19 protein-coding genes and 2 pseudogenes are annotated in these 20,911 nt (G+C 69.7%); 7 read left to right on the forward strand and 14 right to left on the reverse strand.

Translation table 11 applies throughout. The annotated features are described in order from the left end of the window. Positions 1 to 627 precede the first annotated feature (627 nt). The 4 genes and pseudogenes from VXJ25_RS08620 to VXJ25_RS08635 all read right to left on the reverse strand — a co-directional run bounded on the left by VXJ25_RS08620 (position 628) and on the right by VXJ25_RS08635 (position 2,736). Entirely contained in the window at positions 628 to 813 is a 186-nt protein-coding gene (locus tag VXJ25_RS08620; protein ID WP_330958807.1) for an integrase core domain-containing protein, read from the reverse strand. Continuing rightward, positions 813 to 1,903 (reverse strand): annotated as a pseudogene (locus VXJ25_RS08625) (transposase). The gene VXJ25_RS08620 and the pseudogene VXJ25_RS08625 overlap by 1 nt, the downstream one beginning before the upstream one ends. Positions 1,904 to 1,982: 79 nt before the next feature. Continuing rightward, a complete protein-coding gene (locus VXJ25_RS08630) occupies positions 1,983 to 2,336 on the reverse strand; it encodes a DDE-type integrase/transposase/recombinase (RefSeq protein ID WP_330958808.1) in 354 nt (117 codons plus the stop codon). Positions 2,337 to 2,511: 175 nt separating this feature from the next. Then, positions 2,512 to 2,736 carry a hypothetical protein gene (locus VXJ25_RS08635; protein WP_330958809.1) on the reverse strand — a complete coding sequence of 75 codons (225 nt, stop codon included), beginning with the start codon at positions 2,734 to 2,736 and terminating at the stop codon, positions 2,512 to 2,514. Positions 2,737 to 2,903: 167 nt separating this feature from the next. On the opposite strand from VXJ25_RS08635, the pseudogene VXJ25_RS09705 reads away from it, so the two are divergent. Next, positions 2,904 to 3,047 (forward strand): annotated as a pseudogene (locus tag VXJ25_RS09705) (hypothetical protein); the annotation flags it as partial. A gap of 343 nt (positions 3,048 to 3,390) precedes the next feature. Here VXJ25_RS09705 and VXJ25_RS08645 read toward each other — a convergent pair. After that, positions 3,391 to 5,103: a UDP-glucose--hexose-1-phosphate uridylyltransferase gene (locus VXJ25_RS08645; RefSeq protein WP_330958810.1), complete on the reverse strand. Its 1,713-nt coding sequence runs from the start codon at positions 5,101 to 5,103 to the stop codon at positions 3,391 to 3,393. A gap of 779 nt (positions 5,104 to 5,882) precedes the next feature. Between VXJ25_RS08645 and VXJ25_RS08650 the strand changes: the two genes are divergently transcribed. Both VXJ25_RS08650 and VXJ25_RS08655 read left to right on the forward strand, forming a co-directional pair. Continuing rightward, a complete protein-coding gene (locus tag VXJ25_RS08650) occupies positions 5,883 to 6,377 on the forward strand; it encodes an RNA polymerase sigma factor (protein ID WP_330958811.1) in 495 nt (164 codons plus the stop codon). After that, on the forward strand, positions 6,370 to 7,218 hold the full coding sequence (locus VXJ25_RS08655; protein WP_330958812.1) for a PASTA domain-containing protein: 849 nt from the start codon (positions 6,370 to 6,372) through the stop codon (positions 7,216 to 7,218). The genes VXJ25_RS08650 and VXJ25_RS08655 overlap by 8 nt, the downstream gene beginning before the upstream one ends. Before the next feature lie 95 nt (positions 7,219 to 7,313). Here VXJ25_RS08655 and VXJ25_RS08660 read toward each other — a convergent pair whose 3' ends face one another. Then, positions 7,314 to 8,828, reverse strand: coding sequence for a hypothetical protein (locus VXJ25_RS08660; protein ID WP_330958813.1), 1,515 nt, complete (start codon positions 8,826 to 8,828; stop codon positions 7,314 to 7,316). Here VXJ25_RS08660 and VXJ25_RS08665 point away from each other — a divergent pair. Further along, on the forward strand, positions 8,827 to 8,973 hold the full coding sequence (locus VXJ25_RS08665) for a hypothetical protein (protein ID WP_330958814.1): 147 nt from the start codon (positions 8,827 to 8,829) through the stop codon (positions 8,971 to 8,973). The two genes, VXJ25_RS08660 and VXJ25_RS08665, sit on opposite strands and share 2 nt — an antisense overlap. Before the next feature lie 67 nt (positions 8,974 to 9,040). Here the strand turns inward: VXJ25_RS08665 and VXJ25_RS08670 are convergent, their stop codons facing one another. From VXJ25_RS08670 to VXJ25_RS08685, 4 genes are all read right to left on the reverse strand, one after another. Beyond that, complete coding sequence (locus tag VXJ25_RS08670; RefSeq protein ID WP_330958815.1) at positions 9,041 to 10,741, reverse strand: hypothetical protein; 1,701 nt, start codon at positions 10,739 to 10,741, stop codon at positions 9,041 to 9,043. 517 nt (positions 10,742 to 11,258) lie between these two features. After that, positions 11,259 to 12,107, reverse strand: coding sequence for a zinc ribbon domain-containing protein (locus VXJ25_RS08675; protein WP_330958816.1), 849 nt, complete (start codon positions 12,105 to 12,107; stop codon positions 11,259 to 11,261). Between the two features lie 36 nt (positions 12,108 to 12,143). After that, positions 12,144 to 13,031, reverse strand: coding sequence for a zinc ribbon domain-containing protein (locus VXJ25_RS08680; protein ID WP_330958817.1), 888 nt, complete (start codon positions 13,029 to 13,031; stop codon positions 12,144 to 12,146). Between the two features lie 69 nt (positions 13,032 to 13,100). Then, positions 13,101 to 14,390, reverse strand: a complete 1,290-nt coding sequence (locus VXJ25_RS08685; RefSeq protein WP_330958818.1) for a zinc ribbon domain-containing protein — start codon at positions 14,388 to 14,390, stop codon at positions 13,101 to 13,103. A gap of 412 nt (positions 14,391 to 14,802) precedes the next feature. Between VXJ25_RS08685 and VXJ25_RS08690 the strand changes: the two genes are divergently transcribed. Beyond that, positions 14,803 to 16,449 (forward strand): zinc ribbon domain-containing protein, encoded by a 1,647-nt coding sequence (locus VXJ25_RS08690; protein WP_330958819.1) that lies wholly within the window; start codon positions 14,803 to 14,805, stop codon positions 16,447 to 16,449. Further along, positions 16,446 to 16,682 (forward strand): hypothetical protein, encoded by a 237-nt coding sequence (locus tag VXJ25_RS08695; protein WP_330958820.1) that lies wholly within the window; start codon positions 16,446 to 16,448, stop codon positions 16,680 to 16,682. The genes VXJ25_RS08690 and VXJ25_RS08695 overlap by 4 nt, the downstream gene beginning before the upstream one ends. A gap of 172 nt (positions 16,683 to 16,854) precedes the next feature. Here the strand turns inward: VXJ25_RS08695 and VXJ25_RS08700 are convergent, their stop codons facing one another. The 4 genes from VXJ25_RS08700 to VXJ25_RS08715 form a co-directional block, all read right to left on the reverse strand. Beyond that, complete coding sequence (locus VXJ25_RS08700) at positions 16,855 to 17,052, reverse strand: TM2 domain-containing protein (RefSeq protein WP_330958821.1); 198 nt, start codon at positions 17,050 to 17,052, stop codon at positions 16,855 to 16,857. Positions 17,053 to 17,571: 519 nt separating this feature from the next. Then, positions 17,572 to 18,480, reverse strand: coding sequence for a CPBP family intramembrane glutamic endopeptidase (locus VXJ25_RS08705; protein ID WP_330958822.1), 909 nt, complete (start codon positions 18,478 to 18,480; stop codon positions 17,572 to 17,574). 308 nt (positions 18,481 to 18,788) lie between these two features. Then, positions 18,789 to 19,721 carry an AEC family transporter gene (locus VXJ25_RS08710; RefSeq protein ID WP_330958823.1) on the reverse strand — a complete coding sequence of 311 codons (933 nt, stop codon included), beginning with the start codon at positions 19,719 to 19,721 and terminating at the stop codon, positions 18,789 to 18,791. A gap of 137 nt (positions 19,722 to 19,858) precedes the next feature. After that, a complete protein-coding gene (locus VXJ25_RS08715; RefSeq protein ID WP_330958824.1) occupies positions 19,859 to 20,104 on the reverse strand; it encodes a Lar family restriction alleviation protein in 246 nt (81 codons plus the stop codon). A gap of 397 nt (positions 20,105 to 20,501) precedes the next feature. Between VXJ25_RS08715 and VXJ25_RS08720 the strand changes: the two genes are divergently transcribed. Further along, the gene (locus VXJ25_RS08720) at positions 20,502 to 20,861 is read left to right on the forward strand and encodes a twin-arginine translocase TatA/TatE family subunit (RefSeq protein ID WP_330958825.1); all 360 of its coding nucleotides are present in this window, start codon (positions 20,502 to 20,504) and stop codon (positions 20,859 to 20,861) included. Positions 20,862 to 20,911 lie beyond the last annotated feature (50 nt).

Here is a 20,911-nt window from a genome sequence, read left to right on the forward strand (position 1 = left end):
AGGCGAGCTTGGAGCTTGCCGACGAGCTGGAGGCGGCATAGGATAGGCAACTGATCTCAGGTCCAGGACGGCGTCCGCCCCTCAGAGCAATGAGGCCGTTACACCAACATCCCCGACACTACCACGCGGTAGGCTCGGGAGTGGAGTCCAGGCCAACGTCTTAGATGACCGGCTCATCTACGAGGTCGCGCACTTCGACCTCGGCGACTTCAACATGAAGAGGCTGCCGTCAGGAAAGAGACGATACGCAACCCGCGAAACGGGTGATACGGAAACGGCGTGGGCACTGGTACGGAAACCGCGAAACGTGCGGTGCACACGTCGCGAAATACTCACAGGCTCCCGAGCCGAAATTCTCTCCGTCTTGGTCGGGGTGCCCGAACTCAATAGACCGGTGCAAGTTCACGTGCCGTTTGTCGAAGCAAGTCGTGACAGTCTTTCTAATCACACGTTCCAGCAGATACCGTTCACACATCCCAAGGTGGAGGGCCGTCTCCAGTCGATGACCGAGAAGTGGCTCACACTCCCGGACGATGTCCGCCGTGCAGCCTGAAGTGGCAGAGAGTTTGAGACAGAAGGGCCCTCGCTCTTCCGAATCCCTGACCGTCGTTACCCCTTCATCCTAGCCTACGCCGCCTCCGCTATACCGCTGAAGTACCACGACGAGGGCGTCGCGTAGCCGAGGGACTGGTGGGGCCTCCTTGAGTTGTACTCGTCCACGAACCTCCGGATTATGTCCTCGAGCTGCGCTGGCGTCTCGTACTCCTCGTTCCTCAGGCACTCCGACTTCAGCGTCCCGGACCACCTCTCCATCAGGGTACCGTCAAGTTTCTTGCGCACTTTCTGACAGGTGGGTGGCCCGCCGTCCGGTACGGCCACTCGTGCAGCAGTGACACGTCCAGGTAGCGGCGCGACCCCCACTCGCTCTCGGCGACGTACTCGGGTCTGGCGGTCACCTGCATGAGCGCGCTCCTCCCGTCGGGGAAGGTGCCGACCACCCTCGTGCGGCGCCCGGTCTCGCGGTTGATGCGCTCGATGGCGTTGTTGGTGCGGATGCGGCGCCAGTGCTCCTGCGGGAATCTCGTGTACGCGAGCGTCTCCGCGTAGCCCTCGCGCACCACCTTCGCGGCCTCCCCCGGCCCCATCCGTTCCAGCTCGTCCGCCACTGCCAGCGCCTTGGCCTCCGAGGCCTCGCGGGACTCCATCGCGTGGATGGCCCTCGGCATCGCGGCGACCTTCGCGCGCCTCGACTTCGGGACCTTCGACAGGACGTTACGGTAGAAGTGCACGGTGCACCTCTGGTACGCAGCCTCCGGGCGGCGCCTATCACCTCCCCGTGTCCGTCGTCGTCCGCCCCGATGGCCACCATGACGGCCACGTTCTCGTAGGAGCTTCCCCAGCTATGCTTCAGGTAGATGCCGTCCACGCAGGCGTAGAGGCAGGCGCGCTCGAGGGGCCGGCTGCGCCACGCCTCCACCGCCTCGAAGGCCTTCTCGTTGAGGTTGGACGAGGTGGACGCGGACACGCTGAAACCCCAGAGGATCTCGCCCGCGTCCTCGATCCTGCGTGTCGAGACACCCGCTAGGTACATCTCGATCATCGCCTCCTCGACGGAGGTCTCGCGCCTGCGGTAGCGCTCGACGATTGCGGTGGTGAACCGCATGCCCTTCAGCTTGGGCATGTGGAGGGCCGCCTCGCCCGAAGTCGTGGCGAGCCTGCGGTCGTAGTGACCCGCCCGGTAGGCCTCGCGGTCGGCGGTGCGCTCGTACCGCTCCGCGCCGACCAGGTCGTCGGCCTCCTCCTCGAGCAGTCCGTCCGGCGTGTCCTCGACCGTCTGGCGGACCAGCTCTCTCAGATCCCCCTTCAGGCTCTCCTCGTCCGGTGTTACGATTGGCTCGGGCATGGTCTTCCTCCTGCATGCTTCTTGTCTCGACAACTCGAATCATACCGTGACGGGCCATGCCCTCCTTGCTACCTGGGCACTATGCTGCTGTCAAAGTGCGCAAAGAATTGTACGTTACCTCCATCAGCACGTTGTCCCTCCACCTGGCCCTTCCGTCCATGCTCTGCGCCACGTGGCGGGACTCCAGGAGCGTGACGTACTCCTCCGAGCCGAAGACGCTGACCTGGTCGCTGTTCATCACGGACGGCGTGCCGCGGGCCTCGAAGGCGTTCCTGGCGCAGGCGACGACCTCGCGCGCCCTCATCGTGTCCGAGAGCCTCCACGAGACTATGTAGCGGCTGTACCAGTCGATCACGGCGGTGAGGTACATGTGCCGTCCCCCTATCTGCACGTAGGTTACGTCCGTGGACCACACCTGGTTGGGGAACCTCACGACCTTGTCGCGCAGCAGGTACGGGAAGCGCCTTGAGGCCCTCGAGAGCGTCGAGAGCGACTAATGTGGCTGGCGTCTTTGAGACACCGCGTTGACCTCCCCTCCGAATCCCGCGATGATGTGCCGAGAGGGCACGGATTGAGAGGCTCGGTTTGTCAAAGACGACGAGTAAGACCTACCCGCCGAAGTTCAAGATGGCGGTCGCGATCGACGTGGCGAGGGGCGAGAAGACCCTCTCCCAGGTCGCCGCGGAGCACGGCGTGAGCCCGTCCTTGGCCGCGGAGTGGCGCGACGAGCTGCTCGACGGCGCCGACGACGTGTTCGGCAGGACCCAGCAGGAGCGCGAGAGGAAGAGGTCGGAGGAGGCCGCGCGAAGGAGGTGCGACGAGGCGCTGCGCAAGATCGGACAGCCCGCCGTCGAGCGCGACTTCCTCCGCCGGTATTGCGACGACAACGGCTACGACCACCCCGAGGAGGCGCGCGGCGGCAGGCGGGCTGCCCGGGGGGCTGCCGCGCGAAAGGGCATGCGATCTGCTGGGAGTGAGCAGGGCGACCGCCTACCGCGACATGGGGCGCCCCGGGACGGGCGGCGACGACGCGCCCTGGTCGGCCGACGACGAGCGCCTGGCGGCCCTGGTCGACCGCGAGCACGTCGACCACCCCGCCTACGGCGCCAGGAAGATCGCCCACGTGCTGCGCGAGTCCGGCGAGCCGCGCGCCACCAGGTGGCGCGTCACGAGGCTGATGGGGCTCATGGGCATACGCCCCTACTACCCGCTGTTAGCGCCGGGCGACTTTAGCCACAAGGGACTGCGGTGCGCGGGACGCTGGGCGCGTGCGGTGCAGGCGCAGGCCCGCGGCAAGGCTCGTGGGAGCTGCGCACGGCAGGCATCCACAAGACATAATCCCAACAAGGACTCATTCTATTGTTCGCCGCGCCCAAATGCCAATGGCAGTTTGATTTCACGACTCTGGCACAAGGCGCGCGGCACGGCGGGGGCTGGGGCGGGCAGGGGTGCCGATGCCAGCCAGCTGCCAGACGGCCGGCAGCTGGCTACCTGCCGAGCGCAGCCAGGAAGCGACCGAGGGAGCGCCGGCCCTTCTCGTCCCACGCGAAGACGCCGGCGTCCTCGAGGACCGAGGCGAAGACGAGGCCCACCTCGCGGCGCAGGAGCCGGTCGGCCTCGGCCTCCCCCATCCCGAAGAGCTCCGGGTGGCTCGCGGCGAGCCCGCGCGCCCACGTTGCATGCGGCGACGCGAGCGGGTCGGACTCGAGCCCGTCGAGGTCGCCCGAGACGAGGTACTCGCGCACGGCGCGGACCTCCGCCTCAAGGCGGGCGGGCAGGATCGCCAGTCCCATGACCTCGATGAGGCCGATGTTCTCCTTCTTGACGTGCCACTTGTCCTCGTGGGGGCAGAAGAGCCCGAGCGGGTGCGCCTCCGTCGTGACGTTGCAGCGAAGCGCCAGGTAGAGCTCGTAGACGTCCCCCCTCTTGCGGCAGATCGGCGTCACTGTGTTGTGGCGCGTGCCGTCGGGGTCGTGCGAGACGACGCCGGACGCGGGGTCATCCCAGCCGCGCCACAGCTCGAGCACCCGGACAGCCGCAGCAAGGAGCTGGCTGCGGTCTGCGCTGGCGAGCCTGAGGGCGGTTATCGGCCACTCGAGCACCGCGGCAGAGACCCCGGGCGCGTCCGCGATGCGGAAACGCTCCGACTCCCTCGCCCTCATCATCGCGAACTCGTGCCTGCCCCCCTGGAAGTGGTCGTGGGAGAGGATGGAGCCACCCACGAGCGGCAGGTCCGCATTGGAGCCCACGAAGTAGTGCGGAAGGAGGTCGACGAAGTCCAGCAGGCAGCCGAGGGACGCCGCGTCGACGTGCATGGGGCGGTGAACGTCGCTCATCACGATGCAGTGCTCCTCGAAGTAGGCGTAGGGGCTGTACTGCAACCCGTAGCCCTCGCCGCCAAGCCGGATCGGGACGATGCGCAGGTTCTGGCGGGCAGCGTGCCCGCCGGCGTCAGCGGCCGCGCGGCCGCTGTAGCCCTCGTTCTCGCGGCAGAGCGCGCAGGCCGGGTAGCTCGCCGAGACGGAGGCGCCCGCGGCGGCGATGTCGCGCGGGTCCTTCTCGGGCTTGGACTTGTTTATCGTGATCTCGAGCGCGCCCCAGCGCGTGTCTGTCGTCCAGGCGAGGTTGCGCGCGATCGCGGAGCGTCGGACGTAGTCCGCGTCGCAGCAGAGCCGGTAGAACCAGTCCGTCGCCGCCCGGGCGCCCCGCGAGCGGAGAAGGTCGCGGAAGGTCCGCGCAACCTCGGACGGCCGCGGCGTCAGCTCGCCCATGAGCCTCATGGCAAGCCGGTCGCGGCCGGTCGCCGTGTCCTCCGCGAGCCCGCGCGCGACGCCCGCCTCCGCGAGGAGGGCGAGGTCGGCCTCGAAGTCGTAGCCCTCGGCCGCCTCCTGGCCCGCGGCGGAGGGGTCGGGCTCCGGGCCGCTCAGCCCCACGGCCTCGAGCAGGCGGTTGTAGGCCCAACGGGCGTCGTCGCCCTCGATGAGCTGGGTGGCGAGCCCGTAGGCGACGAGCCGCGACGCGGCCTGGCCGAGGGCGGGGCCGGACGCCGGGCCGGGGCCGGACGCCGGGGCGGGCGCGGACGTGGCGGGTGCGGCTGCCGGCGAGGTCACGGAGCCCGGAGCGGTCTCCGTGCCGCCCGCGCCGTGCGATGCCGTGGTGGCGACGCCCTTGCAGGAACCCGCGCTTGCCTCTCGTCCCATACCGAACGCGCCCCCTCTGATCGATCCTCTGGACACCCACCCGGACACTCGATGCGAGCGCCCCTGGCTATCCTACAGCGCTTGCGGCGCAGGCAGGCCCGGCATGCCGCCGAACCCGCCTGCGCCGTCGGCTGGACTGCAGGTTGCTAGAAAAAACCTTTGGCGAGGTGCACGGATTCGGCCCTCCCAATCGTTCTGTAGGTAAAGGCGCCACGGGCGCAGGACCGCGAGGAAGGGAACGGCTATGTCACGCGAACGCGGAACGGCAAGGAGCATCGGCAGGAAGGTCGCCCTGGCACTGGTCGCGGCAGGGATCGTGGGCTCGGTGGTCGCGGGCACCGCGTTCGCAGCAGAGCCTCTGGTCGCCCGCAGCTGCGACGACTCGGGCGTAGTCGCGAGGGTCTGCACCCAGACGAGGGCGAGAGCCATGCTGCGGGACGGCACCTGCGACGGCACCGGCCCATGCGCCAACGGTGGTGCCTGCGACGGAACGGGTCCGGCCGGTCGCATGCGGGGAGACGCGACGCGCGGACAGGCACGCCGGCAGCGGGTCGCGGCACACGACGGCAGCTGCCGTGGCGGCCAGTGCGCATGCCGCGGCGGCGCGTCTGCGTAAGGTAGACTCTACGGACCGGCTCCGCAGGGCGATGGGCGCTGCTCGGTAGCGCCCTGGGGTGCGCCCCGACTTCGCTCGGCGCTGGTGGCCCGAGCGCGCGAGCGCACCCGAACAGGAGCCGCGCAGCCGTCACGTTTACTCACCTCTACCGGAGGGCGGATGGGTGCGACCTCAACAGGACATAGAGGAGGCCTTCGACCGATACGGCGACGCGGTTCTGCGGGCCTGCATCGCCGCCGGCCTCAGCAGGGCCGACGCGGAGGACGCCCTGCAGGAGACGTTCCTCAAGTACGCCACAGGCAGGACGCCGTTCCTCACGGAGTCCCACCGGAAGGCATGGCTCCTGAGGGTCGCGATCAACGGGGCGCGCGACCTACAGAGGCGCGCCTCCAACCAGGACGTGCCCCTCGAATACGCCGACTGTCCCAGGCCATCCCGCCCGGAGGACGAGGTCTCGAGCGGAGTCTGCACACGCATGGACGTGGCGGAGGCGCTCAGGGCACTCTCGGACGATCAGCGGGTCGCGGTCCTTCTCGCCCTGGGCGAGGGCTACACCGCGCCGGAGGTCGCCCGCATCATGCGAAAGCCCACGAACACGGTGTACTCGCTCATCACGCGAGGGAAGCGCAAGCTCAGGGAGGTGCTAGGCGATGAGTGAGGCCCACGACGGCTACGACGGGCGGGACCGCGAGGCCGGAGGCGGCCCAGGCGGGTGCTACGGCGGGAGGAGCCGCGACGACGTCGAGCTCGGCCCAGAGGTGACCCAGGCCGTCAGGGACGCCTGGAAGTCCGAGCGCGTGGGCGCGGACCTTCGCGCGAGGGTGCTCTCGAGCGTCGCGAGGGAGCGAGCCGAGCGGGAGCGCGGGCATGGCCTGCTCCAGGGCCGGCCTGCGCGCATGCGCCTCGCGGTGGCGGTCGCGGCGGTGGCGCTCGTGGCTGCCGTCGCCGTCCCAGCTGGCAGCAACCTGTACTTCACCACGACGGCATACGCGCGCATTGCGTCCGAGAGCCAGATCACCCTGGGCGTGAACCGCTTCGGCCGCGTCGTGAACGCCTCGCAGGAAGCTGGCACGACAAACGTCGTGGGGATGACGTACGAGGAGGCGCTGGAGGCGCTCTCGGCAGAGGGGCTCCTGGGCGACGCGAGCGTGGACGTGGAGGTCTCCTCCCAGGACCCCGACCAGCAGGAGGAGCTCGCGCGGCAGTCGACGGCGTGCCTGGGGCGGGCCGGCCACCACGGGACGTGCAACGGCCACCGCTACGGGCAGGAGGGCTCCGCGACGGGCGAGGACGAAGAGGTCGGGGAAGACGGCGAGCCCGGCTCGACCGCCGAAGCCGCCGGGGACGACGCGGGCGACCACGCACCCGCAGGAGGAGACGGAATGCAGGCGGACACGGCATGCGGGGGCTCCGCGAACGGAGGTGGGGCGCAGCACAGGCACGCAATGGGAGCGGGCTCGCAGGGCGGACATCACGCGAGCGGCGAGGCGCACGACTAGGCGCGCTCGACAGGCGCGCCTGCTCGAAGGGTCGGGCCTGCAGGAGGGAGGCCCGACTGGCGGAGGCACGGGCGACTCTTGGCTCGGGCCCGTCCCTACCAGGAGGTCCTGTGCTCGTCCGTCACGGCGAGCGTCCGGTGGTCCACCAGGTAGAAGCCCAGGAGCTGCACGTCGGACTCCCCGTCGGGATACGCTCGCTCGAGCACGAACTCCTCGGCCGTGCCGGCGGGCTCTCGTGACTCCCCGTTGTCTCGCAGCAGGTACTCGACCCTGACGGTCCTGCCGTCCACGGTCGCGTCCTCGGTGCCCAGGCTCGCATAGGGATGACCCTTCGCGTCGTAGGAGGGCGTGGGGTCATCCGCACCGAGCACGACGCCGCTCTGCCGCAGGTACTGCGCGACGGCGCGCACCTGGTCCTCGAGCGCGGCGTACGCATCGCCGCCTTCGCCCGCGTCGGAGGTCGCTCCGTCGGAAGCGCTGGCAGCCGCGCCCGCGTCGGACGTCGCTTCGTCGGGCGCTTCGACGTCTGCACCCGCGTCGGAGGTCGCCTCGTCGGACGCACCGGCACCCGGACCTCCGTCGCCCGTCGACCCACTGTGGACCGTCTTTGTGTCGAGCGCCCGCGCCGACGGCCATTCCCGCATCACGATGGGGTCGCTCGCGAGCCAGTACGTGGTCAGGGTGCCCCCGGCGTAGTTGCTCATGTCCACCGCGACGCACTCGTACGGGCCGCCCGCGAGGCCGTCCACAGAGTCGCCCCTCACGCCGCGCGCCAGCACGCGCTCCGTCCCGTCCGTCGCGAGCACCGCGCCGAGCGCCACCACGAGCGCGAGGAGGGATACGGCCAACGCCGAGAGGCACGACGCCGCGGCGCACGCGACCCTTCGGCCCCGCGAGGCCGGCTCGCCCCGCCGCCTCCGCCATCGGGCGAGAAGGGCCACGCCCACGACGGCGAGCGCCACCATGGACCCCGACGCCAGCAGGCCGGCCGCGAGCTCGTAGCCCAGCCGTAGGCGCCAGCCGTCCGCGCCGTCGACCCCGGCCGCGACCGAAAGGAAGAACAGACAGTGCGCGAGCATCGCAGAGCAGCCGGCAATGAGGAGCGGCCGGCGCCGACGCGGCGGCAGCGCCTTCGCGCAGGCCTCGCGCATCCCCAAGCCATCGGGGGCGCGGCCCTCCGCCGCGGCGCGCGCCCACCCGCTCACCACGTCCTCGGACGGGAAGCCCGCGTCCTTCTCGCCCGCGATGCCGGCGTAGCGGATAGCGGCTTCGCGGGCGTCCCGTCGCAGCTGAATCGCGGTGACCGCCTGCAGCAGGTACAGGAGCTTGAGGCGGCTCGGGTCGAGGCGGGCCGTGTCCACGTGCGCGAGCGCGCAGGCGGCGAGGAGGGGCTCTCCCCTCCCGACGTCCAGCCGGGCGAGCTCCAGCAGGAGCCTCGGCGTGGCGCCGGCGGCACGCCTCCCCCTGCGGAGCACGCGCAGCACGTAGTCATGGCGGGCTGTGGGGTCGAGGCGGAGCGACGCGCGCCCGAACGCGGCCGACGCCGCGAGGGCGAGGCCGCATCCGAGGACGACGGCGGAGAGCCCCAGGCACAGGGCGCATGCCAGCATGCCTCCGGGCGAGACCGCCGGCAGCCACGTCCTCGCGGACCACAGGAGGGCCGCGATCGCGAGGGCGACGGTCGCCAGGCGCAGGACGGCGCTCGTCTTGAGGGCGGCGTCCGCGAGCCTGCGGCCGCGGGGGTCCCAGGGGTAGTCGCCCGGAAGCGGGGAGCCGAGGTCATAGGGATCCCGCTCAGGGCACGCGTCGCCGCGACCTGCGGCTACCCCACGGCGAGGACCTCCACGCTCGAGCAGCTCGGGCTCTTGCCCAGGGGGTTGGACTGGGAGGCCCAGGCGCTCCGGCTGTTGTCGAAGGCCGCCGTCACGTGCTGGCCGTCGTAGGAGCCCAGGTCGGACCCCAGACTGACGACGTAGGTCTTCCGGCCGTCGGTGCTCAGCCCCTCGCCCGGCTCACCCCACGCGATCTCCTGCGGCTCGTCGAGCACGAAGACCGTGTACGTCTCGGTCAGCGCCTTGGGGTAGGTGGAGGAGAAGAAGCTCCTCGTCGCAGCAGCCTCGGACGAGCTCATGGCGCCGACGCTCTCGCAGAGGTCGATCGCGTCGCTCCCCGACACCGTGCGGACGGTGCCGGCGAGCACGACGAGGCCCCTCGCCTTGGCGTCGGAAATTGCCGCGTCGCTGGCGGCGCCCGCCGACTGTCCCTGCGCGCCCGACGCCTGGCCCTGCGCCTGCGACGGGTCCTGGCCCTTCTCGCCGCTCGGAGCCGCGACCTCCCCGTCCTTGGCGTACGACTCCAGGGGCGAGCGGTCGCTCACGTCGACGAAGGCGAGCTCGACGCTCTCCGCCAGCACCTCGGACGCGAGCTGGGTGGTCGACTGCGACAGGATCGGGTCGCCCTCGGCCACGAGCGCCCCGTCCCTCACGACGTAGCGCTGCGTCGTGGGAATGGCCGCGCCCGAGCCCAGAACCTGGGAGTACAGCAGCCCGTCGCCCACGTTCGACCCGCTGAGGAGGAACTGGAGGGAGCTCGCGTAGCCCTTCCTCGTGACGAGGTCCTCTGGGACCTCAACCTGCGTCACCCCCGAGCCGTCCGGCGAGCCGACCCACGCGCAGTAGTGCTGGATGCCGTCCTTGTCCCCCGAGACCAGGAGGTCGGGAGCCCCGTCGCCGTTGATGTCCTGGAGCGCGTACGCGAAGGCCTGGGGGGCAAAGCCGTCCTTCGCGCCCGAGGAGAAGTCCACGTCCCGGACGTTGTCGAGGATGCCCCCGTAGAGAGCCGCGACCTGCCTCCTCACCACCGTACTCGCGAGGTCCTCGACGCGCCCGGCATCGAAGCCGCTCGCCTGCGCGGCGGCCTTCGCGGCGTCGACGTCCTCCTTGGTGACGTCCTCTGCGGGCTTCACCTCGAAGGCGACCTCCGGTGCGGCCGCGCCGTCGCCGGCGACGGCCTTCGTGTCGAGGGCCACGGGCTCGGGCAGGACGTAGACGTCGCCGGTCGCCAGCAGCGGGCTCGCCGGAAGCGACAGCTCGTAGGTGCCGGCGGGGACCTCGAGCTGGGGCGTTGAGGGCGACACGTAGAACGTCTCGTCGTACTCCGCGTCCGCAGCGGTCCTCCCCCTCACCTCGAGGGGAATCTTGGAGTCCGTGCTCTCGTCGTAGTTGGGCGTCACGAACTTCACGGTGATCGGCTGCGCCTCCGGCTCGGAGGTGGCGGGGGCCTGCCCGGAGCCCCGCGGCATCAGCGCGACCACGGCAAGCACCACGGCGAGCAGGAGGGCGACAAGGACGCCTACCAGCACCCGCGTCCTTCTCCCCTTCTTGCCCGCGTGCGGCTGCCCCTCCGCGGCCGCGTGCGGCTCGGCCACCTGCGGCTCGGCCGCCTGCGGCTCGGCCGCCTGCGACCCGTCGGAGCCCTCGCGCCCCCCGAGCGAGGCGTCGCGCCTGGAGTCTTCGTCTGCCATCTGAGACCCACCCCGTCCTCTCCGCCAAGCGTGGCGCGCGGGGCCAGCCTCCGGGGCGAGCGCCGCGCGCCACGAAAACAGTGCGATCGAAGTCACGAAACCAGTGCTCCCGAATGTACCACAAGCCCGGTCCCGTCCCCTGGGCCGGCTGCCCTACGGGCGGCGAGGGTCGCGACGCACCGCGCGCCCTGCCGGAGGCCTCGGCCGACCGCCCCAGGCCCACGTGCAGCCCTAGGCGCAACTCTTCTTTCGCTTTGTGCATTTCCGCGACTTAGGGACGGGTCGAGGCTTCCTCGAAGGGGAGCCGCACGCTGGAGGAGGCTCTCTGGCGAAGGCGAGGCCCATGGGATCCTGGGCAAACGCGCGCAGGCGAAGACGTGGTGGCCGACGGGCGCGCCCCGACGCCCCTCCGACCCGTCCCTAACCTCTCAAAATGCACAATCCCATGTAGGAAACTGCGTCGGACCCGTCGCAGGACGCGGCGGGCGGGATCGGACGGACCCGGGCCGCGTCGGAGCTATTCGTACGCCTTGAAGGATGCGGTCCCCTGGAGGTTCCCGCTCGCGTCGTATAAGCCAAAGCCCGCGCTGCCGTCGTCGTTGGCGCGCCACGTCATCGTCTGCTGGGCGTCGTCGTCGGACCAGCTGCCGTTGGCGATCGAGTCGAAGATGTCGTTGGGCTCCCCGGACGAGCCGCCGGATGAGTACGAGTTTAAATAGACGTTGCCGTCGTCCCCGAGCCGGAGCCAGACCACCTGGGCAAGGGAATTCGAGCTCTTGGTGCCGCTCATGCGGAAGGCGTAGTCCCCCGCATAGGACCCCTTGTCCAATCCGCTGGGAAGAATCAGGCTGACGCTGAGGTCGCTGACGTCGCTCGCGCTTGTGCCCGGAATCGCAAAGTTCGGGTCGCTCAGCTCGATCACCAGGTGCCCGTTGGACCTCTTGGCCTTGCTCCTGCCCTCGAAGGTTCCCGTCCCGGCTATTGTGACGCCCACGACCCCATCGCCATGCACGGAGAGCATCATCTCCCTGTCGCTGGAGTCCCTCAGGTAGTAGGTGCCGGCCTTCAGCCCGCTACCCGCCAGGCCGAACCAGCGCGTCGCGAGGCCGACCACCAGCACCGCGGCGATCGTCACCACGACGGCAACTACCGGGACCCTCGCCTTGACCCGTGGCTTCTCGGCAGCCTCCTGCGCCGGGCCGGGAGCAGGCGCAGCCCCGGCCAACGGCGACGGGGCGGACGCGGGTGCCGCGCCGGTCACCCCCGCATGCGGACCCGTAGCGGACTGGGCGCCTAGCGGGGCGCCGCACCCCTTGCAGAACTTGGAGCCGTCCGGGTTCTGCGTGCCGCACTTCGGACAGAACATGAGTCTTCCCCTTCCCTCGCGTCTCTTATCACCCATCTACTTGAAGGGCTCGAATGACCCAGACATCCCCTGGCGCCCGCTCGTGTCGTAGATGTCGAAGCCTGCGTCGCCGGAGTCGTCGGCGCGCCAGGTCGCCTTTTTGGCCTGGTCGTCGGACCAGGTACCGTTAGCGATCGAGCCGATGAGGACGTTGGGGTCCTTGTCGCTCAAGGAGTCGCCGTAGGCAATCGCGTTCAAGGCATCGTCAAAGCCATTTCCGCCAGAGGATACGCCGCAGACGTACTGCTTATAGCTCGCGCTGCCGTCGTCTCTGAGCTGGAACCACGACACCTCGCCACGCGATTTGTCCGAACCGGCAAAGACGGCAAGCGCATAGTCCCCGACGTAGGACCCCTCGCCCAGCCCGCTGGGGAGAATCACAGTGACGCCGATGCCGCTAAGATCGGCCCCACCGCCGCTTGAACCGCGCAGGTCGCTCAGCTTCATCACCAAGTGCCCGTTGGAGTTCGTGACCTCGCTCTTGCCCTCGATGGTCATGCTCCCGGCTTCCGAGACGTCCACGATTCCGTCCTTGTGCACGGAGAGCATGAGCGCCGTGCTGCCGTCAGAGTTCCTAAGGTAGTAGGTGCCGGCTTTCAGCCCCTTGCTCCCTGCCAGGCCGAACCAGCTCGTCGCGAGGCCGATCGCCAGCACCGCGACGATCGCGACCACGGCGATCGCCAGCGGCTTGACCTTGGGCCGCGGCTTCCCCGCGCCCATCGGCACGGCACCAGGCATCGTCCCGGGCATTGTCGACGGACTAGGCGTCGCACCGGGCGCGCCCGCATACGGCGCCGTCGCGGGCCGGCTGCCCAACGGGGCGCCGCACCCCTTGCAGAACTTGGCGCCGTCGGGGTTCTGTGCGCCGCACTTCGGACAAAACATGAGGTTCTCCTTTCCTCGTGCTCTTATCGCCTTGGATGCTCGCTGCCAGCTCGTGTGGCAAAGGATCTGCTATTGGCCGTAGCGAGCTGAAATCACGCGGTTGTCATCGTCGAGGGTGATTACGAGGACGGAGGCGTAGTCGCTCCCCGTCGACCAGCCGGTGTTCTGGCTCCACGTGGTGACCTCGTACTCCACGTAATACTTGTCGCCGTCGACCTTCAAGATCCTGGGGTCATGCGCGCGCTGCATGAGCTTCCTGTCGGACGGGCCCATGAAGCCATGCTCGAGCTCGTGCCCCGCGGTCGAGCCGATGAGGGGCTCGACCTTGCCGAACCACTCGCTGTCGGACATCAGGACGGCGTCGTCCGTGGACGTGTAGCTGCCGCTGGGGCTCACGGCGGTGGTCTCGTACGCGACCGCGAAGTCCTTTGCGACCTCCTGGCGCTTGTCCTGCGTCGCCTGCGCCTCCGCCTGGCGCGCCGCCTCCTCGGCCGCCGCCTTCTCCTCCTCGGCAGCCTTCTTGGCGGCCACGGCGTCGTCGCGCCGCGCGACCGCCGACTGCGCCAGCGACTCCGCCCTCCCGTCGTCCTGCGGGTCCGCCTCGGCAGCCGCCTTCGCGGCGGCGATCTGCTCGTCCGTCACGCTCGCCGGGTCGTCCACTGCCGCGAGCTCGATCGTCCCGTCGGCGGTGGCCTCGTCGTCATCCCCGACGGTAACGCCCACCGGGCCCTCCGGCAGCGAGTAGAGCGAGCCGTCCTCGAGGATGGGCGAGGCCGTCACGCGAATCTCGTAGGAACCTTGCTGGAGGGAGATGCTGGGGTCGTCGGCGCCCACGTACTCCGTGCGCGTCACTGCGTCGCCGTCCAGGTCCGTGCCAGTGACCTCGAGCGGGATGCGCGTCGCGGCGGAGGTGTAGCCGGGCGCCACGATCGTGAGGCGGACGCTGCGCTCCGCATGGGCCGCGTCCCACGCCGCCTGCGCTGCCTGCGCCGCGGCCTGCCTGTCCTGCTCGGACTTCCACCACACGACGCCACCGGCGGCCGCGATGGCAGCGACGAGCGCCACCACGACAAGGACCACGGGCCTTCTGCCGCGCCGGCCCGCCTTCCCGGAGCGCGGCGCCGGGCTCGCTCCCTTGTCGGCCGCGGTGGGCGCGGCAGGGGCGGCATCGGGCGCGGGCGCGGGCGCGGCCCCGGGCGCGTCGGCAGGCTTCGGCCCGGGCGCGTCGGCAGCGCCGGTGGGCGCGGCATCGGATGCCGACGGGTCGTCGGGTGGCGCGGCGTCGAGCGGCGCGCCACAGTACGGGCAGAACGACGACCCGTCGCGCTCGATCCTCGCTCCGCAGTTGTTGCAGTACATAGGCATTCCCTTCGCGCATGGAGTGGCGTAATCGGCAGGACGGGACGGGATGCCACCGCCAGCCGCCCCCTCGGGAGCCGGGGCGTCGGCCCCCACCAGCTCACGCGTCGCACGGCCAGCGCACGTCCGAGCCGCAACGCAAATGGTATGCCAGGGTATTTTTATATTGTTGCGCAACAACTGAAGGAGACCTCGGCGCTACCCTGCTGGAAGCTGGGTGCGACCGTGTCGGAAGGCGCCGTCGCACGCTCGCAAAAATGCATAAACCTTCGAATCTGAGGCCATGCTTGCCGAAGCCCCGTGGCCGGCGAAGGACTGGCGTGGCGTGCGAGTTGCTGCCCGCGTGCAGGCCGCTGCCCGCGTGCAGGCCAAGGCCCTCGGCACAGGCCCACGTACGATCTGGAGGACGCCCATGATTTGTCCCAACTGCAACTCCGAGATTCGCGACGACGCGCTCTTCTGCCCCCTGTGCGGCAAGCCGACAGGGCTGGACGCGACTGGGACGGATACGTCGCTGCCAGACGAGTCTCAGGCGGACGCGACTCAGGTGCTCGAGCCGGCGGCAGACGCGACGCAAGCGGATGCGGCACAGGTGGAAGCCGCCAGCGGAGCGCCCGCAGGCGGCAAGGCGCGCAAGCACCGCGGTCCTTCTCGGAAGGCGATCGTCGCGATCGTGGTCGCGGGCGTCGTCGCGGCGGGAGCCGTGGGAGGCGGACTGTACTACCACCAGCAGCAGGTCGAGCTGGCCGAGCGCGAGCGGCAGGAGGAGCTCGAGCGGGAGCAGCAGCGCGCCGCGGCGCTGGACGCGCTGCGCCACCAGGACCACCCCGTGACGTTCACCATCCAAGCGGACGGCTACGAGGCGGAGGACGGCCCCATCCCCGTGCGGATAACTGGCACGGACCTGGACGGCACCTCCGTGGACACGACCTGCTACGTCTCGCAGGACGGCTCAGGCACGACGCTGAAGTCGGGCAGCTACGAGGCGACCGTGGTGGCGTCGCCGCTCACCAAGTCGGGGACGCTGTACGCGACGCCGGACTCCCCCATCTCGTTCGAGATCCCCGTAGCCGAGGAGGCGGACGGCGGGTCGGCAGGTGCCGCCTCGGATTCCGGCGACTCCGCGGACGCGGGCGGATCCGGCGCCGCCGCGACGCCGACCGAGGGCGGCACGATCCAGCTCGCCGCGCTCGACCCGCTCGACCAGACCGACGACGTCATCGACGCGGCCTACCAGGCCGCGCTCGACGGCGGCCTCGACGCCGGCACCGCCGACGCCTACCGCCAGGCCGCGGTCGACGTGCGCACCGCAGCCGAGAAGGCGAAGGAGGAAGCGGAGGCCAAGGCCGCCGCCGAGAGGAGGGCGCAGGACGCGCACGCAGCGTACTCGACCTTCCTCCAGGGCACCTACGACTGGGGCAGCGACAAGGGCACGGACCTCGGCAAGTGCAAGTTCGCCCTCGTCGACCTGGACGGGGACGGGGTCGACGAGCTCTTGGTGCAGAACCCCAACGCGTCCCACGCCACAGGCTACGAGCGCCTCTTCGGGTACAACGGCGGACAGGTGGTCGAGCTCGCGGCCGGGCGCGACGGCTTCAAGATCTTCAGGAGCGGGGCGATCCTGAGCCTGAGCGTCGGCAGGGGGGTCGTGGGAAGGCACCTACCGCACCCTCCAGAACGGCAAGATGTCCGAGGTGGCGAGCTTCAAGACGGGCGACACCCCCGGCTCGTCGGACATCACGCAGACGTTCTCCGACCCCGGCGGAGAGTCCGCACCGTACTGCAGGAGCCTGAAGGTAAACGGCACGGACGCGGACCTCGACACCTACCTCGCAACGGCCCGCAAGCTCGCGGACCAGGAGGTCGCCCCCAACCTGGTGGACAACACCGCCGCCAACCGCAGCCAGCTTCTGGGCTGATGCCGTGCGGGTGGGACCGCGGAGAAGGACCGCGGGTTACGCGTCCAGGGCGCGGGGCGCTGCGCCGGCGGCTGCGCACGGCGACGCGGGCCGTACCGCCGTTGGCCGACGACGCCGCCCGGCGGAGGCGCCCCCTATGAAGCATGGTATCTTTTCGGGAAGGGCAAACCACGTGCGGGAGGTCATCATGGGTCTCTTCTTCGGCAAGAAGAAGCGCAAGCACACCAACCCCAACGTCTGGGTGGACCCCACCTCGGACGAGTTCATGATGAGGTACGTGCTGGACCAGGACAGGAAGAACCGCGACATGAACCGGGCCCAGGTACACGACAACGCCCCGCAGGACAGCTGGGGCGACGGCTGGGACAAGTAGCCGGACGCACGCCCTTCTCGGTGCGGACGCACGCCCTTCTCGGTGCGGGCGCACGCCCTTCTCGCCCGGGGGCATCATGAGTCGCGCCTGCCTCCCAGGGGAGGCAGGCGCGATATTGCTGCCTTGAATGCCCGCCTGCCCGCAGCCGGACGTCGGGGCGGACACGGACGTCCTACTTCGTGTACTTCCCGTCGACGAACGTGAAGTCGTGCTCGTCCTTGTACGAGCTGCCGTACGCCTTCGTCATCGCGACGATCCAGTCGACGAGCGACCACACGCCGATGCCGCCGCAGGTCACGAGCTTCAGAATCCCGAGCCCGATCTGCCTAAGGAGGGGATGGCCCACGAGCGTGCGCGCCGGACGTGCCATCCGGAGGCTGCCGCGGGACGCCCGTGCCCCTTCGCGTGGGCCCCGCCCGCGTATGGGACCCCGCCCGCGTGGAACTCCGCCCACGAAGGTCCCCGCCGCGATGCCCAGCGCGAGGTGGTGCAGATTTTGGAGTTATTCACGGCTCCCGGTCGCTCGGGCGACGGTCAGCTTGCCACGTCGCGTTGGCGGCTTACGCGGCCAACGGCCCCACCAGGCATTCTGTCCACATTGGATTGGCATGGACAGACCCCGGGCGAGGTCCGTACGCGCTTCGACGCGACCGAAGCGTCCATAAGTCTCGGAAATGCACCGTCGTATCGCCAGGGTTGCGCCGGACGCGGCATCTGCGCCCAGGCGAGCACTCCCAAGCGGCAACGGGTCCGTCCGAAGGGAGGCCGGGCCACGGCGGAGCACTTCGGCGGCGGGGACTCATGCCTCTCTCCACGCCCGGCTACGCCCCGCTCAGCCAGGGTCCGAGACGAGCGGGGCCGCCCTACTCCCCGGTCCTACTCCCCGGTCCTACTCCCCGGCACTCCTTGCGCGTCCGCGCCCGCCCGCGGCGATCCAGGCGCACAGCAGCAGGGTGGGGATGCAGCCGATGAGCCCCAGCGGCATGGGCCCGAGGATGCCGACGCCGCCGTGCGAGAACCACACGGGCAGCCCAGCCACGGCGTTGAGGGCGCCGTGCGCGATGGCGCAGGGCCACACGCTCTGGGTGACGTCCCGAAGCAGGCAGAGCAGGGCTCCGAACCCCACGCAGAACACGGTCATCGCAAGGACGCCCACGCCCGGGAAGCCCAGGTACGACGCACCGTAGTTGTATCCCATCGCGATGAGCGGGGCGTGCCACAGTCCCCAGACCGCCCCGGTTGCGAGCATCGCGGCGGGACGGGGGAGCCAGCCGCTGAGGGCCGGGTACAGGAAGCCTCGCCAGCCCGCCTCCTCCCCGATGGCGAAGAGGGCGTTCAGGAACGGGGCGAGAAGGACCGCGGACGCGAACTGTGCGGCCAACAGCATGGGGACCTGGGCGGAGTCTGCGCCCAGCTGCGCCGCGGCGGCCTGGGCGTAGGCGGTGGCCTCGGGGTCGAAGTCGCCCGGCACGAGCGCGAAGTATGCGAGGGCGCCGAGCAGCGTGAGGGCAGTCGGCGCGAGAAGCGCCACCACGTACCAGCGCAGGTTCCCCCTGACGCGCGGACGCCAGCCCCGGGGCACGTCGGCCCCCGGCACGCGCCCCACCACGAGAGCTGCGACGAGCGGGCCGAACATCGTGAGCGGCAGGATGGCCGACCACTCGGCGGTGCCCGCGGCCACGGCCCAGCCGGTCTGCGACCCCGCCCAGAGCCAACACGCCCAGTCGATGGCGACTGCGAGGGCGACGAAGAGCGCCACCCTCCCCCGCGACACCCTGCCAGACATCCTGTCGTCCATGTGAGAGCCTCCCATCACGAGTTCGCAGCGACGCGACGGCGACGCCGACAGCAGCGCGAGCGCCGCCGGACCCCTCCGGCCCGAGGCGGGGGTTACGCACGGGTGAAATCGGCGCTCCTCGCCAGCTGGGACTTTGTTCCCGGAGAGCTCAGCCGTGCGTAACTCCGCTTCGCCGCCCAGGTCGAAAAGGGCGGATTCGTAGTCCGGGGTTTCCGAGTCTGACTTTCGAGCGACGACCGGGCCAAGCTCGTCGCCCGTTCGGATCTCCCCTGCGCCAACCCGCGGGGCGGCGTCGCATGTCGATACCCCTACGCCCAGACCATGTTAGCGAGTCCCACCACCAAGGGCACGGTCACGATCGACAGCAGCACGGACACCACGACGGTCTCGACGGCGTACGCGTAGTCCGCGTCATGAAGCTGCGCGTACACGGCGACGTTTGCGCCCACAGGGCAAGCCGCAGCAATCAGCAGGGCCATGCGCATCTGGTACGGCATGCCCGGGACAACGGAAAGCAGCGCGAGCGAGAGGAGCGGCGAGACCACGATACGCGCCAGTGCCACACGGTAGTTCGCGACGCGCACAAGCATCCGTCGCACGTTCGTCTGCGCGAGGTAGACGCCGATCATGAACATGGCGAGCGGCGTGTTCAGCGCCGCGATATCGTCCAGGCATGTGGTTACGACGTCCGGCAGGGGTGGCTGCGTGCAAAACAGCACGATGCCCAAGAGCGACGCGATCATGAACGGTGCCGTGGCCACGTCGTGCAGCACCTGGCGCGGAGTGGGCGATGGTTCGCCGTTCTGGCGGGTCAAGAGCGACACGCCATACGTCCACTGCCCAATGTTCATGAGCGCGATGAACCCCACGTTATAGAACACGCTCTTCGCGCCGACCGTCGCGACCACGAGCGGTATGCCAAAGAAGCTCGGGTTGCTGAACGTGCCCGCGAAGTTGCCGATGGCGTCTTTGCCGCAGACCACGCGCGCGACGACGGCTGCCAGCACGAGCAACGCCAGCGCGACCGCGGCGCCCAAAGCCAGCGCGACCGCATGCTCTGCCGTGCGCTCCACGATGAAGCTCTTCACGATAACCGCGGGAAGGGAGAGGTAGATGAGCACGTTGCCCAAGACACGGTTGCCCTCCATCGATATCTTGTGCGTCCTGAACATGGCGAACCCTATGCCCACCAGCAAGAACATCACGAGGACCTGCTTCGCGAGCACGATTGACATCTGCATGGGCGATTCCCTCCGCCAGAGCGCGGCACCAGCTCACCAACGGTTACACATGATAGGGGCATCGGTACGAGCAGGGCGTCGAAACCCGGACCCATGCAGATCCAGTCGTGGGGGTCTAGCGGCCACAGACGAAATCTCTACTCGTCCTTGCGGTCGCAGTACCTGCCCCGCTCGCCGCCGTTCCAGGCGTCGATGGCCTCCCACGGGTGCCTGAACCGCCCCGACTCCACGCTCGCCGAGCAGCTCGCGCACCTGACGCCGTAGCGCGTCGCCCTGCCCTCTGCTCTGGTCTCCGCAAGATAGACCTTCCTCCCGCCGCAGAACGGGCACTCCCTCGCGACGTCGTGGAGCGCCGTCGCCTTGCATACCTCGCCGTTTGCCATAGCAAGTCCAATCCGAAATCGTCCTACACGGGCGGCACGAAGGAACTAGCAAGTCCCACTCCTTGCCTGGGACGCTAGCTTCGGCAGAGCGCCCGAGGCCGCCCGGGTTAATTGCCGGGGAAGGGAGCGCCGGCGCTCCCAAGGCCCCAGGACAGCAGGCACTCATCCGTTGGCACGGGGATGGTATCACGCACACCCAGCCCTTCCTGTACCGCAACGAGGACAGCCGAGGGTTTCGGCACCCGGGGATGCGCCGCTTGGATTCTGACTCCTCCAGGTATCCAACAGCTGTATAGGTCACCATGGAAATGTGTATTTTTCTTTTCTTGCACCCGAGTCTACAGTCTCTTGCGGTTGGCATTGCCCCTGGCTTGGGAGGTACATCATGTTTCTTGGAATGGGCGCACCGGAACTCATCGTAATCCTGCTCGTCGCGTTGGTGCTGTTCGGGCCGAAGAACCTGCCGAAGCTCGGCACGGCACTCGGCCAGACCGTCAAGAGCGTGCGCGAGGGCATGGAGGGCGCGGACGAGCCCTCCGGCAGGAAGGAGGCCGAGACGTCCGAGGCCGCCGCGTCGCAGGACGCCACCTCCGACGCCGACGCGGCGAGCCCCGCCGCGGGCGCGGACACCGCCGCATCCGCTGACGACAGCGCTGCCGGCGCCGAGCCGGCGAGGACGAGGGCCTGCCCCGAGTGCGGCGCCATGAACGAGCAGGAGGCCGCGTTCTGCTCGCGCTGCGGCGCCAGGCTCGCGTAAGCGCACGGACCAGGGCGCCCCTGGGTCTGCCACCAGCCCTACTTCTTCCC

This window comes from Olsenella absiana, from assembly GCF_036408855.1.
In the GTDB taxonomy this organism is placed as follows: domain Bacteria; phylum Actinomycetota; class Coriobacteriia; order Coriobacteriales; family Atopobiaceae; genus Olsenella_K; species Olsenella_K absiana.